Consider the following 15,943-nt stretch of genomic DNA (forward strand, 5'->3'; position numbering starts at 1 on the left):
TCTACCTACTACACAGACTCAGCGGCCCCGGACCAGCTCGGCGAAGTACCCGTGCAGCCTGGCGTCCCCGGTCAACTCCGGATGGAACGACGTGGCCAGCAGCCGATCATGGCGGACCGCGACGATCCTACCCGTGGCAGGTCCTGACCTCACCGTCGAGAGTACTTCGACCTCCCGTCCGACCCGCTCCACCCACGGTGCCCGGATGAACACGGCGTGGTACGGCGTGTCGAACGCGGCGAAGTCCAGGTCGGCCTCGAAGGAGTCCACCTGCCGTCCGAACGCGTTCCGCCGTACCGTGACGTCCAAGCCGCCGAGCGTCTCCTGGCCCTCGATGCCGCCGGTGATCTCGTTCGCCAGCATGATCATCCCGGCGCAGGTGCCGAACACCGGCATCCCGTCGGCGATCCGCTTCTGCAGCGGCTCGAACAGCTCGAACGCACGGGCGAGCTTGTCCATCGTGGTCGACTCGCCGCCCGGGAGCACGAGTCCGTCGACCCGCTCGAGCTCAGCCGGCCGCCGTACCGGCACCGCCTCGACGCCGACCCGGTGCAGCATGTCCACGTGCTCGCGCACATTGCCCTGCAGCGCGAACACGCCGATGACGGTCATAGCGTTACCCTTCGCTGCCAGTCGATGGTGACCTCGATGCGGCCCTCGTCGAAGGTGGCCGGGAGGCCGTTCTCGTTCAGGAGTGCGAGGATGTCGTCCAGCAGCGGCTCGCCCGGGGCGACGTTCGCGGTGTCGGGGTGCCAGAGCTTCAGCTCGAGCATGCCGAAATCGACCGCGTGCCAGACGTCGGTGTCGGTGAAGAACACCAGCCCCTTCGGGTCCGCCGCCGCCTCGAGCTCGCGCCTGGCGGCGTGATGGTCCGACGTATACCGGACGACCACCAGACCACGCCGCTCCAGCTCGTCCAGTACGGCGTCCAGCCGGTTCGGAGCTGTGGTCTCCGGCCAGCCGGCCGCCTCGGCGTCGAGGTCGATCACGGCCTCACCGATCAGCAGCGGCACGAGCGCGGCCGGGTCCATCGCGGGCGCGTCCTCGCGGACGGCCTCGGTCAAAGCGGCCGTGATGGCGGCGTGGTCGGCGTACCCGGACCGCACCAGGACGCGAGCCAGACCGCGCAGCTCGCGCGCGGTCCGCTCGTCCACCGCCAGCAGGCCTTCCGGAGTCGTCACCAGCCGCGCTCGGCCAGGCGGTGCGGCTGGGGGATCTCGTCGACGTTGATGCCGACCATCGCCTCGCCGAGGCCGCGGGACACCTTCGCGAGCACGTCCGGGTCGTCGTAGAAGGTGGTCGCCTTCACGATCGCCTCGGCGCGCTGGGCCGGGTTACCGGACTTGAAGATCCCGGAGCCGACGAACACGCCCTCGGCGCCCAACTGCATCATCATCGCGGCGTCGGCCGGGGTGGCGATACCGCCGGCGGTGAACAGCACCACCGGGAGCTTGCCGGCCTGCGCGACCTCCTTGACCAGCTCGTACGGCGCCTGCAGCTCCTTGGCCGCGACGTACAACTCGTCCTCGGGGAGGCTCTGCAGCCGGCGGATCTCCTGCCGGATCTGGCGCATGTGAGTGGTCGCGTTGGAGACGTCGCCGGTGCCGGCCTCACCCTTGGAGCGGATCATCGCCGCGCCCTCGGTGATCCGGCGCAGCGCCTCGCCGAGGTTGGTCGCACCGCAGACGAACGGCACGGTGAAGGCCCACTTGTCGATGTGGTTGGCGTAGTCGGCCGGGGTGAGCACCTCGGACTCGTCGATGTAGTCGACCCCGAGGCTCTGCAGCACCTGGGCCTCGACGAAGTGACCGATCCGGGCCTTGGCCATCACCGGGATCGAGACGGTGTCGATGATGCCGTCGATCATGTCCGGGTCGCTCATCCGGGAGACGCCGCCCTGCGCGCGGATGTCGGCCGGGACCCGCTCCAGCGCCATCACCGCGACCGCACCGGCGTCCTCGGCGATCTTGGCCTGCTCCGGGGTGACCACGTCCATGATCACGCCGCCCTTGAGCATCTCCGCCATCCCGCGCTTGACCTTCGCGGTCCCGGTCTGCGGGGTCCCTATCTGCGCGGTCTCGGTCTGCGCGGTCTCGGTCTGCGGCGTCTCGGTGGTCCGGTTGTCCGTCACTGCATCCTCCTGGTCCTGGGGCACGGCATCAGCCTAGGGCGACGCCGCGACCGATCCTCAGTCCACCTCGGATCAAGTGGACTGAATCGCCTCGCCGAGCCTGGCGACCACCAGCCGGAGGGTGGCAGGCGGTGCCGTGAACGGGATCCGGATGTGCCGGCGATCCGTCCCGTCCGGCGTGAACAGGTCCCCCGCGCCGAGCAGCAGCCCCTGCTCCCGCGCCTTCTCCAGCACCCGCCGTGCCCTGGTCTCGGTCAGCTCGAGCCACAGCGTCATCCCGCCCGTCGGCGTGGGCCACGCCACACCGTCGAGCGTCTTCAGTCCGGACTCGAGGGCCTGCAGGTTCGCCCGCAGCCGGGTCCGGCGCCGGCTGATCACCCGGTCCAGGCGGCCGACGATCGCCTGCGCCAGCAAGTCGTCCAGTGCGCTCGGCGATGCCACGCTCAACTGAGCCGCGGTGTTGATGCGCCGCCGCAGCTGCTTGCCCGTCCGCACCCAGCCGACCCGCAGTCCGCCCCAGACCGTCTTGCTCAAGGAGCCGACGCTGACTGTCCGCGGATAGCGACTCAGCGGTTCGGCCTGCTCGCCACCGGCCAGCCAGAGCGGCCGCATCGTCTCGTCGCTGATCAGGGCGGCGCCGTACCGCCGGGCGATCTCGACGACCGCCGTACGACGGTCCGGCGGCAGGCTGAGACCGGTCGGGTTGTGGTTGTCGGCCTGCAGGTAGATGACCTTCGGGCGGTGTCGCCGGCAGAGGTGGGTGAGCTGGTCGGTGTCCCAGACGCCGGCGGGCCAGCCGGCGACGTCCAGGCGGTGCTTGCGGAGCAGGTCGAAGGCGGCCGGGTACGTCGGCGTCTCGGTGATCGCCACCCCCGGGCCGAGATCCAGACCGGCCAGCGCGGCGTTGAGTCCGGCGGCCGCTCCCACGGTCAGCGTGAGCTGGTCGGGCTCGGTCGGTACGCCCTCGACGGTGAGCCTTTCCGCGAGCGCCGTACGCAGCTCGAGGGAGCCGCCCGGCGGCGGACCGTCGCCACCCATGGCCTGCGGGAGGCCGTCCTGGACGATCTGCGCGGCCACCTCGGCGACGTCGTGCGGTGCGGCGGTCGTGGCGAACCTGAGATCCAGCAGCGGCTTGTCCCCGGCGGTCACCGTCGATGCGGGCGCGATCGGATCCAGCAGGCGGTCGAGCGGCCGGACGACGGTCCCGGAGCCGCGTTTGGTCTCGAGTACGCCCTCCGCTCGCAGCTGATCGAGGGCGCGGACCACCGTCACCCGGCTGAGCCCTAACCGCTCGGCCAGCACCCGCTCCGACGGCAGCCGCGACCCGATCGACAGGTCACCCCGCTCGATCCGCCGCAGCACCAGCGCCTCGACCTGCTCGGTCTTCGTCCCGTCCACCGGGTCGAGGTCGCCCTCCCGCCACATAAGTCCAGTCTGCCACGACTGGACTAGTGGCTTTCGATGAAGCCGATCTCATCGACGCTTCACGGTGCTCTCATCCGGCCCGGCCAGAGTGTTCCGCAGACGGCCGGACCGGCCGTCCCGAGACCGGAGGACATCAATGAAGCGCTCCATCATCGTGGCCGGAGCAGGCGCCGTGGTTCTGGCCGGCAGCGTCCTGACCGCCCCCGTCGCCGTCGCCGAGGAACGTGTCTGCCGCGGCAGCCTCGGGGCGATCACCGTGGACAACCTGCGGGTCCCGGCCGGCGCCACCTGCAACCTCAGCCGGACCACCGTCAAAGGCACCCTGAAGGTCGAGCGCGGCGCGACCCTCGGCGCGTCGGCGATCCGGGTCGTCGGCAACATCCAGGCCGAGAACCACAAGGGCGTGATCATCACGTCGTCCACCGTCGGCGGCAGCATCCAGCTGAAGCAGGGCGGGACCGCGTCGCTGCGCTCCAACCGGGTCGGCGGCGACATCCAGTCGTTCACCAACCGCGGCGCGCAGTACTTCGCCGGCAACCGGGTGAACGGCAACCTGCAGTGCAAGTCGAACGTGCCCGCCCCGGGCGGGACCGGAAACATTGTCGGCGGCAACAAAGAGGACCAGTGCCGCCGACTCTGACGCCCTGAGCCCCTAAGCCTCTGACCCCTCCCGAGGCCTCTCACCCCACGGGAGGCACGGTGCGCGGCGCTACACGAGCCGGTAGCCGGCGCCGCGCACCGTCTCGAAGCGCTCGGCACCGAGCTTGCGGCGCAGGTACCGGACGTACACGTCGACGACGTTGGACGTCGGGTCGAACTCGAATCCCCAGATCCGGCTCAGCAGCAGCTCGCGCGACAGCACCTGGCCGCCGTTGCGCAGGAACGTCTCCGCGAGCATGAACTCCCGCGCCGTCAGCGGCACGACCTTCCCGTCGACCACCGCGCAGCGCGCCCGCAGGTCGAGCGCGAGCGAGCCCCAGCGCAGCGTCGTCGGTTCGCCGGTGCGGTCCTCCCGCAACCGGAGCCGGATCCGCGCGAGCAACTCCTCGAAGCGGAAGGGCTTGCTGAGATAGTCGTCCGCTCCACCCTCGAGCCCCGCGACCGTGTCCTGCACCGAGCTCCGCGCGGTCAGGATCACTACGGGCATCGTGCTGCCGGCCGTCCGCAGCCGGCCGAGCACGCTGAACCCGTCGAGCACCGGCAGGCCGAGGTCGAGCAGCAGCAGGTCGAACTCACCGGTCAGCCCGTGCTCGAGCGCCGACCGGCCGTCGCCCACCACCGTCGGCGTGAACCCGTTGGCCCGCAGCCCCTTGGCGACGAAGGACGCGATCCGCTCCTCGTCCTCGGCGATCAGCACCCGGCTCACAGCACCACTTCCTCGGTCGGCGCCGTCGGTGAGCTCCAGGCCGGTACGACGACCCGCGGGATCCGCAGCAGGAACGTCGCTCCCCGGCCCGGGCCGGACTCGACCGCCACCGAACCGCCGTGCGCCTCCGCGATCGCCCGGACGATCGCCAGCCCCAGACCGGACCCGTCCGCCCGGATCGCGCTGTGGCCGCGCTCGAACCGCTCGAAGATCCGCTCGGTGTCCTCCGGCGGGATTCCGGGCCCGGAGTCGCGGACCCACAACCGCACGGTGTCACCGTCGGCCGACGAGCCGATCACCACCTGGTCGGACGGCCGGGTGAACTTCACCGCGTTCTCGGCCAGCTGGACCAGCGCCTGGGTGAGCCGCTGGCCGTCGGCCACGACCCACGCCTCCGCCCGCTGGTCGATCCGCCACGACCGGTCGCCGAGCGCCCGGGCCTTGTCCAGGACGACGTCGGTCAGCCGGCCGATGTCGACCACGTCGGTGCGCAGGAAGTCCGGCCGTTCCGCCTTCGCCAGCACGATCAGGTCCTCGACCGAGCGGCTCATCCGGTCGAGCTCGTCCAGCAGCAGCTCCCGGACCTCCTCGGTCTCGTCGGCGTCGCGCGGGTTCATCAGCTCCAGGTGGCCGCGGACGATCGTGATCGGCGTGCGCAGCTCGTGCCCGGCCTCGTCGAGGAACCGGCGCTGGGTGGCGAACGCCTCCTCCAGCCGGTCCAGCATCGCGTTGAAGGTGCGGGCCAGCGAGGACACGTCATCGTTGCCGTGGACAACGATCCGGCGGACCAGGTCGGTCTCGCTGATCTGCTGCGCGGTCTGCCGGACGTCCCTGATCGGCCGTAGTAACCGGCCCGCGGCCAGCCAGCCGGCCAGCGCGATCACCGCCAGTGCGGCGACCGCCACCACCGAGTAGATCTGGAAGACCTCGGTCAGCTCGGAGCGCTCCGGCGCGGTGAAGTACACCACCACGAACGTCCCGCGCTCCTCCCCCAGCCGCACCGGCACGGTGGAGTAGCGGATCTCACCGTCGTCCGGCGACCGGTAGGCCCCCGACGTCGGCTGCCGGGAGCCGGCCACCAGGTCCCGGAACGCCGGATCGGCGTGCAGCGCCAGCGTGCCGCCGATCGGCGAGAGCGTCTTGTTCGGCAGGTACGCGGCCAGGGTCTGGTGGTGGTCGGCCACGTTCCGCCGGAGCGCGACCTCGAACATCCGTTCCAGCGTGGTGAACTGCCCGCCGTCGCGCGGGTCCACCGCCGACCGGCGGAACTCGGCGAACTCCGACACCTCCTGCTGCAGCGCCTGCTCGATCCGTACGTCGATCCGCCGCCGCTCAAGCACGTACGCGGTCCCCGCCGCGCCCGCCATCCCGACCGCGGCCAGCAGCAGCACCCACGCGAGGATCCGCGCGCGCACCGAGCGTGGCCCCTCCCCCGAGCCGATCCCCCACATCGCACTCATCACCCACTTGCCGTCCCGCCCCCGCCGGCCGGGAGATCCCGGCCGGCGGGTCCAGCGTCCCACGTGATCACCGATCGCACACCGGTGACCGAGGTTTCTCATCCGAACGTGATCACCAGGCGGGGTGGGTTGTCCGTGCCCTTCTCCCGGCTGTGGAACCCCTGGTCCAGCCCGCCGCCGTTCTCCGCGGCGTCCCGGACCAGGAACCCGTAGTTGCTGCCGGCGTACATGCTCTGGAGCTGCGACACCACGCCCCATTCGACGTACCGGTTGGACGTCGGCGAGGCCGCGGTGGCCGCCGCGCCGGTGGTGGCCGGCTGGTTGTTCCAGGTCACGTTGGTCTCGGTCCACGGCCCGTTCAGCCGGATCGCCTGCAGCGTCCGCCCGGACTTGTACGACGTCGCGTACAGCCTGAGCTTGGCGTCGGTGATCTGGCATCCGGCCGGGACCTCCGGCAGGTTGAACCGGACCACGGCCCGGGAGTTTGCACCGGACTTGGTGTCGACCTTGAGCACCGAGTCCGTGCCGTAGTTCTGACCGCCCGAACTCTGCAGCAGCCAGCTGTCCGCCACCGCGCCGACCGTGACCGTGGTCGGCGTACAGACCGGTGCCGGGGTGGTGATCGTCCAGGTGTGCACGGCCGGAGTCGCGTCCACCAGGCCGTCCGGGTCGACCGCGTGCACCCGGAAGGTGTGGCTGCCCAGCGCCAGGCCGGTGAGGTTGACCGGCGACGTGCAGGCTGTCGCCGCCGCGCCGTCCAGCGAGCACCGGAAGGTGGAGCCGGCCTTCGTGGCGGAGAACGTGAAGCTCGCCGTCGTGGCCGTCGTACTGGCCGACGGTGCCGTACCGATGGTCGTGTCCGGCGGAGCGGGCGCGGTCACGTCCCACTCGTAGTCGGCCGGGCTGGCGTCCACCTCGCCGCCGGGATCGGTGGCGCGGACGGAGAAGGTGTGTTCACCGATCGCCAACCCGGTCAGGCCGACCGGCGAGGTGCAGGCCGCGTACGGCGCCTCGTCCACCGAGCACTCGAACGTCGAGCCCGCCTGGTCGGCCGTGAACGTGAACGTCGCGGTCGTGTCCGAGGTGGTCGCGTCGGGCTGCCCGGTGATCGTCGTCTCCGGCGGGGTCGGCGGCGGGGCGTCGACCGTCCACGTGTGCTCGGCCGGCGACTCGTCCACCTGCCCGAGCGTGTTCGTCGCCCGTACGGCGAACTCGTGCAGACCACCCGCCACCGTGTACGTCGCCGGTGACGTGCACGCCGAGAAGGCCGCGCCGTTCAGCGAACAGGTGAAGGTGGATCCGGCCTGGTCGGAGCTGAACGCGAACGTCGCGGTCGTGCTCGTCGTCGTGGCAGCCGGTCCGGACGTGATCGTCGTCTCCGGAGCGGCGACCACGGTCCAGCTGCGGACCACGGGCGTCGCCTCGGTGTTGCCGGACAGGTCGGTCGCCCGCACCCGCAACGTATGCGCTCCGGGCTCGAGGCTCTGGACCTGGTGCGGCGACTCGCACGCCTCGAAGGCCGCGTTGTCCAGCGAACATTCGAAGGTGGCGAACGGGTCGTCGGCGGCGAAGGTGACCGTCGCCTCGGTCGCGGTGGTCGTGGCCGGTGGGCCACTGACGAACGCCGTCAGCGGTGCCACTGTGTCACCGGTGTACGTCCAGGTGTGCCGGACCGGTGTCGGGTCGACGTTGTCCTCGACGTCGATCGCCCGGATGTCCACCGTGTGCTGCCCGGCCGCGAGCGGCTCGGGGAAGTCCGGGTTCGGGTAGGTGTACGGACTCGTGCACTCGGCGAAGTCCGCCTCGTCGTCACTGTCCAGCCGGCACTCGAACGTGAGTCCCTGCGGTGACGTGACGTTGTCGGTCCCGGTGAACACGAAGGTCGCGTCACCGCTCGAGGCCGCCGGGCCGCTGGTCAGCGCCGTCTGCGGCGGCACCGTGTCCAGCGACGGCTCGACCGTCCACTCGAACACGCCCATCTCGTCCGGTCCGGAGACCAGCTCGTCCAGGTCGGTGGCCTGGATCCGCAGCGAGTGGTCGCCGACCGCGAGACCCTCGAACGTCACCGGCGAGGTGCACTCGGTGAAGGCGCCCAGGTCGAGCGAGCACTCGTACTTCGTGACCGGCTCGTTCGCGGTGAAGGCGAACGTCGCGTCGTTCTGGGTGGTCGGGTCGGCCGGTCCGGAGGTGATGGTGACCACCGGCGGTCCGGTCCGGGTCCAGGTGTGCACGGCCGGGCTCGCGTCCACGTTGCCCTCGGGGTCGATCGCCCGGACCTGGAACTCGTGGGCACCGTATGCGACCTCCTCGTACTCCTGCGGCGACGTACACGCGGTGAACGCGGCGCCGTCCAGCGAGCACTGGAAGGTGGTGTCCGGCTCGTTGCTGCCGAAGGTGAACAGCGCGTCCTCCAGCGGCGTCTGGCTCGGCGGCCCGGACTGCACCGTGGTGTCCGGTGGGACCCCCGGCGGTGGCAGCTCGATCACCCAGGCGTAGCTCGCCGGGGTCGGGTCGACCTTGCCGGCCAGGTCGACGGCGCGCACCTGGAAGGCGTGCGTCCCAGGTGCGAGGCCGGAGTACAGCCGCGGGTTCTCGCAGTCGGTGAACGTGCCGTTGTCGATCCGGCACTCGAAGGCGAGCTCGGTCAGCGGCGTGTTGTCGTCGATCCCGGTGAAGATGAACGCGGCCGACCTGCTGCCGCTCGGGTTCGCCGGGAACTCGAGCAGCTCGGTGTCCGGCGGCGCCAGCTCGGGCGGCACCGGCGGCCCACCATTGCACTCGATGTTGTAGCACTGCGCGAGTTCGGTGTTGCCGACCGCGCGGTTGCCGCCGCCGTCGACGTTGTTGATCTCCGCATAGATGCCCCAGCCGTCGTTGCTGTTCGCGCTGTTCGCGGTGACGGTGTGGCCGGCCTTGTTCACCGTGATCCCGTCGCCGGAGTTGTCGTGCGCGGTGTTGCGCTCCAGCAGGTTGCCCGGCAGGACCGACTCGGGCAGCACCTCGGCCTCGACCGAGATGCCGTCCGAGTCGTTGGCGCCGGCATCGTTGGTGAGGACAACGTTGCCCAGGGACAGGGCGCCGACGGAAATGCCGGTGTCGGAGTTCTCACTGGCGTTGTTGGACTCGATCCGGTTGCTGTTCGCCTCCAGCAGCTCGATACCGCCGCCGTTGAACCGGACGTCGTTGCCGCGGACGACGGTGTCGTGGGCGCGCTCGAGCACGATGCCCGGTTTGTCCATCTGGTTGGCGATGTTGGCGACCACCTGCGTGTCGTCGGAGTCGGTCAGCTCGATGCCGGCCTCGCCCTCGCGCAGGGTGTTGCCCTGGATCAGGTTGGCGTGCGACCCGGTCTGGACCAGGATCGCGCTCTTGGCGCTGGCCGTCACCGAGTTGCTCACCACCGTGTTGTTGCCGGCCGCATCGAACAGCAGCCCGTTCTCGCTCGACCCGGTGACGGTGTTGCCCTCCAGCGTGTTGCCGGTCGCCCCGAGCACCTGGATGCCGTGCAGCGCGCTGCCGCCGATCGTGTTCCGGAGCACGGCCGCACCCTGCGTGCCACCCTCCAGACTCAGCCCGGCGCCGTTCCCGGCGATCGAGTTCTCCCGGACGATGTTGCCGTTGACACCGTCGTCGGCGTCGACCAGCTGGATGCCCACCTCCTGGTTGAGCCGGATGGTCAGCGCCCCGACGATGCCCAGCGCCGTACCGGCGGTGAGCTGGACGCCGTAGTCGAACTCCTGCACGGTGCCACCGGTGACGGTGACCGAGTCGAAGCCCGGGTTCCGGATGCCGACGCCCTGGCCGATGCCGTCGACGACCGATCCGTCCAGGTCGACGGTGATGCCACTCGCCCCGATCACCAGCCCGTCGTTCGGGCAGTCGGTCAGGTCGTTCGTGATCAGGCTGCTCTGGGTCAGCACCTGCCCGCAGGTGACCGTCACCGGCACCGGCGCCGACTGGACGGTCCAGCTGTACGCCGCCGGTGTCTGGTCGGTGTTGCCCGCGGCATCGGTCGCACGGACCCGGAAGGTGTGGTCACCGACCGTCAACCCGGTCAGCGTCCGCGGCGACGTACACGGCACGTACGTCGTCGTGCTGTCGAGTGCGCACGCGAACGTCGACCCCGGCTCGGTGGACGAGAACGCGAACGTGGCCGTCGTCGCCACCGTGCTCGCGTCCGGTCCGGAAGCGATCAGCGTGTCCGGCGCGGTGGTGTCCGGCGGCGGCGCCTCGATCGTCCAGATCCGGGTCGCCGGCGTCGGGTCGGCGTTCCCGGCCAGGTCGATCGCCCGCACCTGGATGGTGTGCGAGCCGAGCGCGAGACCGGCGTACGCCTTGGGTGAGACACAGGCCGTGAAGGCTCCGCCGTCGAGCTTGCACTCGTAGCGCAGGTTCGGGCCCGGTGTCGCGTTGTCGCTGCCACGGAATCCGAAGGACGCCTCGGTGCTCGTGCTGACCAGCTCCGGGCCGGAGTAGATCGTCGTACTCGGCGGAACGTTGTCCGGACCCGGCGGAGCGGGAACGACCGTCCAGGTGAAGGAGGCCGGAGTCAGGTCGACGTTGCCGGACGGGTCGATCGCCCGGACGTCGAAGGTGTGCTCACCGGCCGGCAGGAACCCGTAGTTCGTCGGGTCCGGGCACTCGGCCCAGCCCTCGCCGCCGTCGGGGTCGTTCGGGTCGATCGGCGGCCCGTCCAGCCGGCACTCGAACCGCAGTGCGCCGGGTGGGGCGACGTCGTCCGTCCCGGTGAAGGAGAACACCGCGGTGCCCAGGCTGCTGCTCGGGTCCGCCGGATGGGCGGTGATGCTCGTGTTCGGCGCGACCAGGTCGGGCAGGACCGGCGGCACCGGCGTACCCGGGCCGCAGACCACGCCCTCGCACTGCTCGGGGGTGCCGTTGCCGTTGGCAAGGTTGCCGCTGCCGTCGATGCTCGGCTCGGCCGCCTGGATGCCGTACGCCGCGTTGTTGTGCGTCAGGTTGCCGGTCAGGGTGTGCCCGGCCGCGGTGGAGATGCCGTCGCCCAGGTTGCTGTGCGCGACGTTGCCCTGGACGAGGTTGCCGCCCGAGGGATCGCCGTTCGCGTCCAAGGCCTCGCCGATGATCGAGATGCCGTCGGCACCGGTGGCGATCGCGGTGTTGGCCAGGATCCGGTTGCGGAACGAGTCGCCGCTGACCGCGATGCCGTTGCCGGTGGACCGGCTGGCGTCGTTGTCCTCGACCACATTGTCGGACGAGTCGTCCAGCTCGACGCCGCCAGGGTTGAAGCGGACGTCGTTGCCGCGGACGACCGACGACTGCGCGCCGGTCAGGCTGACGCCGCTGTCCGAGGCGAGGTACGCCGCATTGCCGAGCACCTGGCTGCCGTCCGACTCCTCCACCGCCACGCCGGCGTCACCGGTCCGGCTGAACGTGCCGTCCTCGACCCGGTTGCGGTGCGCGCCGGCCGTGATCACGACGCCGGCGTCACCGGTGTCGCTCACGGTGTTCCCGACCAGCACGTTGTCGGTGGACCCCTCCAGCCGGATCCCGCCGTCGCTGTCGAGCAGCGGGTCGCTGGTGACCCCGCTGATCCGGTTGCCGGTCAGTTGGTGGCCGCTGCCGGACCAGGCGTGCACAGCGACGCCGAAGTTGCCGGTCAGCGTGTTGTTCTCGACCACGCTGTTCTCGGAGTCGTCGTACAGCGCGATCCCGATCTCGTTGCCGGTCAGGGTGTTGCCGAGGATCTTGTTGCCGTTGCGGCCGTCGTCGGCGTCGGACAGCTCGATGCCCGCGGTCGCGTTCCCGCGCAGGGTCAGCCCCTCCACGGTGCCGAACCGCGACCCGGCCATCAGGTGGACGCCGTACCCGAACTCGGTGATCGTGCCGTTGCGGATCATCACGCCGGCGTACCCGACGTTGCGGACGCCGGCCGGCAGGCCGTCCTCGGGCAGCTCGACCGGCGAGCCCGGCTGGTCCGGGAAGTAGCCCGGGCCGTCGACGGTGTGACCGTTCAGGTCGACCGCGATGTTCGGCGCGCCGATGACCAGGCCGTCGAGCGGGCAGTCGGTCAGGTCGTTGAGCAGTTTCGTGCTCTGGGTCAGCACCTGACCACAGCTGACCGTCGCCGGGATCGGATCGGCCGGTGGCGGCGGTGGCGGCGTACCCGGACCGTCGAAGCGCAGCACGAGCTGCGGCTGGACCGGCGGCTGGCTCGGGTCGGGTTCGACCTGCCGGCTCGCGAACGACTGCTCCGCCGCCGGGTCGGCCTCCTCCGCGGTGTCCCGGATCAGGAAGCCGTGATTCGGCCCGCCCGCGAGCATCGCGGTCACCGCGGCGGTCAGGTTCCACTCGCGGAACCCGGATCCGGACGTCGCGGTGACGGGCGTGCCGGTCGCGGTCGGCTGGTTGTTCCAGGTGACGCCGGTCTCGGCCCACGCCGCATCGATCGGTACGGCGGCGAGCGTACGACCGGGGTCGCCGCCCTCGGAGTGCAGCCGCAGCGTCGCGGACGTGAGCTCGCAGCCGGCCGGGATCGTCCCGGGCAGACCGAACCGCACCAGCGCGCGGGCGTCCGCGCCCGGACTGTCGGAGCGAACGGTCAGGTCCTCGAGGGTGCCGAAGTTCTCCAGCGGGTTCTCCTCGTCGACCCAGCTGTCGGCGTTGGCGGCCAGGGTCACGTTCGCCTCGTCACAGTCGACCGGCGAGGCGACCGTCCAGGTGTACGTCGCCGGCGTCGGGTCGATGTTGTCCAGCTCGTCGATCGCCCGGACCTGGACCGTGTGCTGTCCCGGGGTCAGGTTGGAGAAGGTGGCCGGATTGAAGCACTCGACCCAGGCCTCCTCGTCGGTGCTGTCCAGCCGGCACTCGAACTCGATCAACAGCGGCGGGGTGATGTTGTCGGTCGCGGTGAACCCGAAGGTCGCGGTCCGGCCGTTGCTCGGGTTCGGCGGCGTCAGCGTGAAGCTCGTCTGCGGCGGCGTACCGTCCTCGCCGGCGACGAAGTCGTGCACGGCCGGGGTCTGGTCGGTGTTGCCGGCCCGGTCGACGGCCCGGACCTCGATCCGGTTCGGGCCCTCCTCGACGGCCTGGACGACGTACGGGTTCGGGCAGCCCACGAAGGCGAGCTCGGGATCCGGCGGCTCGGTCGGATCGGTCGGATCCGGCGGGTCGGTCGGGTCGTTGTTGAGGATGCGGCACTCGAACAGCAGCTCACCCAGCGGGGTGACGTTGTCCGTGCCGCCGAAGCGGAACGTCGCGGTCTCGCCCACCGACGTCGGCGGGTCGATCAGCGTCGTGGTCGGCGGCGTCGTGTCCGGCGGACCGAACGGGCCCTCGTGCTCGTACGCGCCGCTGTCGCAGCGGGCGTTCTTCGGCCGGGTGATCCCGCGCTGGTCGGTCGGCGGGCAGGGCGAGACCCCGCCGTCCACCGCGAAGCTGTCCACCTGGAGGGCCTGCGTCATCGTCGGGCCGCCGTTGTCGGCGACCGCGTCGAGCCGTGGATCACCAACGTTGTTCCGGTCCCGCGGGCCGCGGAAGTAGCAGGTGTCGGCCGAGTCCAGGTTGCCACCCTCGGACCCGATCGCGAAGTTGCAGTCGGCCCCCATCCGGTTGCCGGCGACAACGGAGTTGCGGAAGATCACCGACGGGCTGGGCACGATCGGGACCGACGGCACGGTCACCTCGCCGCCGACACCGCTGGCGACCGGCGAGGTGTTGTGCGAGATCGTCGTACTGTTCACGAAGACGGTGGAGTCGGAGTCGATGTACAGACCGCCACCGCGCACCTGGGCGTAGTTCCCGCTGATGGTGGTGTTCTCGTACGTCGCCTCGGCGTCGCCCAGACCGTACACACCGCCACCCAGCCCGCTGTCCTCCTCGGCGCCGAGCCGGGCGCTGTTGTTCCAGATGGTCGTCCGGACCACGCGCAGCGCGCCGTCGGCCTCGTTGGCGAGACCGCCGCCGCTGGCCGCGGTGTTGCCGCTGAGCGTGCTCTCCAGCAGCGTGAAGTCGCCGCTGCCGTCGTTCAGGATGCCGCCGCCGTCGGCACCGGCCCGGTTCCCCGTGACGGCGAGGCGCTCGAGGGTGGTACGCATCCCGCTGTTCGCGATCGCTCCACCGCCCGCGGTCGACGTGTTGTCCCGGAACGTGCTGTCCCGAACCGTCACCGAGCCGTTGTTGGACGTCGCCAGCGCGCCGCCCTCGGCGATCGCCTTGTTGGCGGTGAAGGTCGCGCCGGTGATCGTGACCGCGCCGCTGCCGCCGGCCTCGATCCCGCCACCTCCGCCGTCACCCGACACCGGATCGCCGGCCGTGTTGCCGGTCAGCGTGACGCCGGTGACGGCGACGGGTCGCTCGGTGTCGCTGAACAGGCCACCGCCGGATCCGCCGGCGGAGTTGCCGTCCATCGCACCCCGATTGATCGTGACCGTCGTCTTCGCCACGGCCGCGACCGCACCGCCGTACTCGACCGCGGTGTTGTCCTTGAAGGTGCTGTCGGCAACGACCAGCTCGCCCTCGTGGCCGACGAACACCCCGCCGCCGGCGCCGAGGGCGTCGTTCGCCTCGAAGGTCGTGCCGGAGATGGTGGCGATGCTGGGCAGGCCGTCCGGGCCGGGCTCGCCACTGTTGAACAGGCCGCCGCCGGTCCGGGCCTCGTTGTCCGCGATCCGGCTCGGCGCGGCCGACGTACCCGTGATGGTCAGGGTGCCCAGGCCGGTCGAGATCCCGCCGCCTTCGCCGTCGGTCCGGTTGCCCTCGACGGTGATGCCGGTCAGGTCCAGCCGGCCGGTGCCCTCGTTGGCGATCCCGCCGCCGAACGCGCTCGCCGAGCTGTCCCGGACGGCGACGTTCTGCAGCCGGACCGTGCCGGTGGAGCTGTTGAGCAGGCCGCCGCCGAGCTCTTCGTCCGCGCCTTCGCGCAGGGTGAGGCCGGAGATCGTGACCGCGCCCGCCTCCGGATGAATCTCCACCAGGCGGTCGATGCCGTTCGCGTCCACGGTGACGGCGGTCGGGCCGGCACCGAGCACGGTCAGCGGTCTGGTGATGTCGAGGTCGCCGCTGTGGGCGAGGTTGTCCCCCTGCGCGGGCAGGGTCAAGGCATAGCTGCCGGCCGGGACGTGGACGGTGTCCGCGGCGCTGGTGGCGTTCGACTCCTGGATCGCGGCCCGCAGGCTGCAGGCACCGGCGCTGGTCGCGCAGATCCCGTTACCGATGGCGGCGTCCACGGCGTCGACCGTGGTGGTGACCGCGTAGACCGAACTGGCCGCGGCCGGCGTCACCGGGACCGCGACCAGGCCGATGAGAACCGTCAGGGCGGCGGTGACCGCGATCAACCGGCGCCGTGTCTGCTTCGAATCCGACATGACCAAACCCCCTTCTCCCAGGGGTTCGTCACGGGGCGTGCGGCAGCGCCGGGACCCGTCGTGCTGCCGGAGCACCGACGGTCCCGTCGCGGACCACGTCCGTGGATCAGCCGAACGGCTGTGTGAACCCCACCCCAACTGCCGGAACCGGCCCCCACCGGTCGCACCCGACGCCTCGGATCCTAGGAGCGTGGACCGCTGCCCGGAGTCATCATGAGGA

At 71.0% G+C, this 15,943-nt stretch carries 8 protein-coding genes; 1 reads left to right on the top strand and 7 read right to left on the bottom strand.

Going from position 1 to position 15,943, the window contains the following annotated elements; translation table 11 throughout:
* Positions 1-18: 18 nt before the first annotated feature.
* The 4 genes from pdxT to ACQPYZ_RS22430 all read right to left on the bottom strand — a co-directional run bounded on the left by pdxT (position 19) and on the right by ACQPYZ_RS22430 (position 3,556).
* On the bottom strand, positions 19-612 hold the full coding sequence (gene pdxT, locus ACQPYZ_RS22415) for a pyridoxal 5'-phosphate synthase glutaminase subunit PdxT (protein ID WP_433159272.1): 594 nt from the start codon (positions 610-612) through the stop codon (positions 19-21).
* Positions 609-1,181 carry a DUF6891 domain-containing protein gene (locus ACQPYZ_RS22420; protein ID WP_433159275.1) on the bottom strand — a complete coding sequence of 191 codons (573 nt, stop codon included), beginning with the start codon at positions 1,179-1,181 and terminating at the stop codon, positions 609-611. The genes pdxT and ACQPYZ_RS22420 overlap by 4 nt, the downstream gene beginning before the upstream one ends.
* Positions 1,178-2,026 (bottom strand): pyridoxal 5'-phosphate synthase lyase subunit PdxS, encoded by an 849-nt coding sequence (pdxS, locus tag ACQPYZ_RS22425; protein WP_433169731.1) that lies wholly within the window; start codon positions 2,024-2,026, stop codon positions 1,178-1,180. Before pdxS ends, ACQPYZ_RS22420 begins: the two co-directional genes overlap by 4 nt.
* Before the next feature lie 177 nt (positions 2,027-2,203).
* Positions 2,204-3,556 (bottom strand): PLP-dependent aminotransferase family protein, encoded by a 1,353-nt coding sequence (locus ACQPYZ_RS22430; protein WP_433159278.1) that lies wholly within the window; start codon positions 3,554-3,556, stop codon positions 2,204-2,206.
* A gap of 136 nt (positions 3,557-3,692) precedes the next feature.
* On the opposite strand from ACQPYZ_RS22430, the gene ACQPYZ_RS22435 reads away from it, so the two are divergent.
* Complete coding sequence (locus tag ACQPYZ_RS22435) at positions 3,693-4,196, top strand: hypothetical protein (RefSeq protein WP_433159281.1); 504 nt, start codon at positions 3,693-3,695, stop codon at positions 4,194-4,196.
* Between the two features lie 69 nt (positions 4,197-4,265).
* Here ACQPYZ_RS22435 and ACQPYZ_RS22440 read toward each other — a convergent pair whose 3' ends face one another.
* The 3 genes from ACQPYZ_RS22440 to ACQPYZ_RS22450 form a co-directional block, all read right to left on the bottom strand.
* Positions 4,266-4,922 (bottom strand): response regulator transcription factor, encoded by a 657-nt coding sequence (locus ACQPYZ_RS22440; RefSeq protein WP_433159284.1) that lies wholly within the window; start codon positions 4,920-4,922, stop codon positions 4,266-4,268.
* Positions 4,919-6,382: an ATP-binding protein gene (locus ACQPYZ_RS22445; RefSeq protein WP_433159287.1), complete on the bottom strand. Its 1,464-nt coding sequence runs from the start codon at positions 6,380-6,382 to the stop codon at positions 4,919-4,921. The genes ACQPYZ_RS22440 and ACQPYZ_RS22445 overlap by 4 nt, the downstream gene beginning before the upstream one ends.
* Before the next feature lie 98 nt (positions 6,383-6,480).
* Entirely contained in the window at positions 6,481-15,723 is a 9,243-nt protein-coding gene (locus ACQPYZ_RS22450; RefSeq protein WP_433159290.1) for a right-handed parallel beta-helix repeat-containing protein, read from the bottom strand.
* Between the last annotated feature and the right edge of the window lie 220 nt (positions 15,724-15,943).

It is taken from the genome of Kribbella sp. CA-247076, from assembly GCF_050942445.1.
Classification (GTDB): Bacteria; Actinomycetota; Actinomycetes; order Propionibacteriales; family Kribbellaceae; genus Kribbella.

Coding starts and splice junctions, on each gene's coding strand:
- pdxT (WP_433159272.1), bottom strand. CDS start 612: ATGACCGTCATCGGCGTGTTCGCGCTGCAGGGCAATGTGCGCGAGCAC.
- pdxS (WP_433169731.1), bottom strand. CDS start 2,026: ATGGCGGAGATGCTCAAGGGCGGCGTGATCATGGACGTGGTCACCCCG.
- ACQPYZ_RS22430 (WP_433159278.1), bottom strand. CDS start 3,556: ATGTGGCGGGAGGGCGACCTCGACCCGGTGGACGGGACGAAGACCGAG.
- ACQPYZ_RS22435 (WP_433159281.1), top strand. CDS start 3,693: ATGAAGCGCTCCATCATCGTGGCCGGAGCAGGCGCCGTGGTTCTGGCC.
- ACQPYZ_RS22445 (WP_433159287.1), bottom strand. CDS start 6,382: ATGAGTGCGATGTGGGGGATCGGCTCGGGGGAGGGGCCACGCTCGGTG.
- ACQPYZ_RS22450 (WP_433159290.1), bottom strand. CDS start 15,723: ATGTCGGATTCGAAGCAGACACGGCGCCGGTTGATCGCGGTCACCGCC.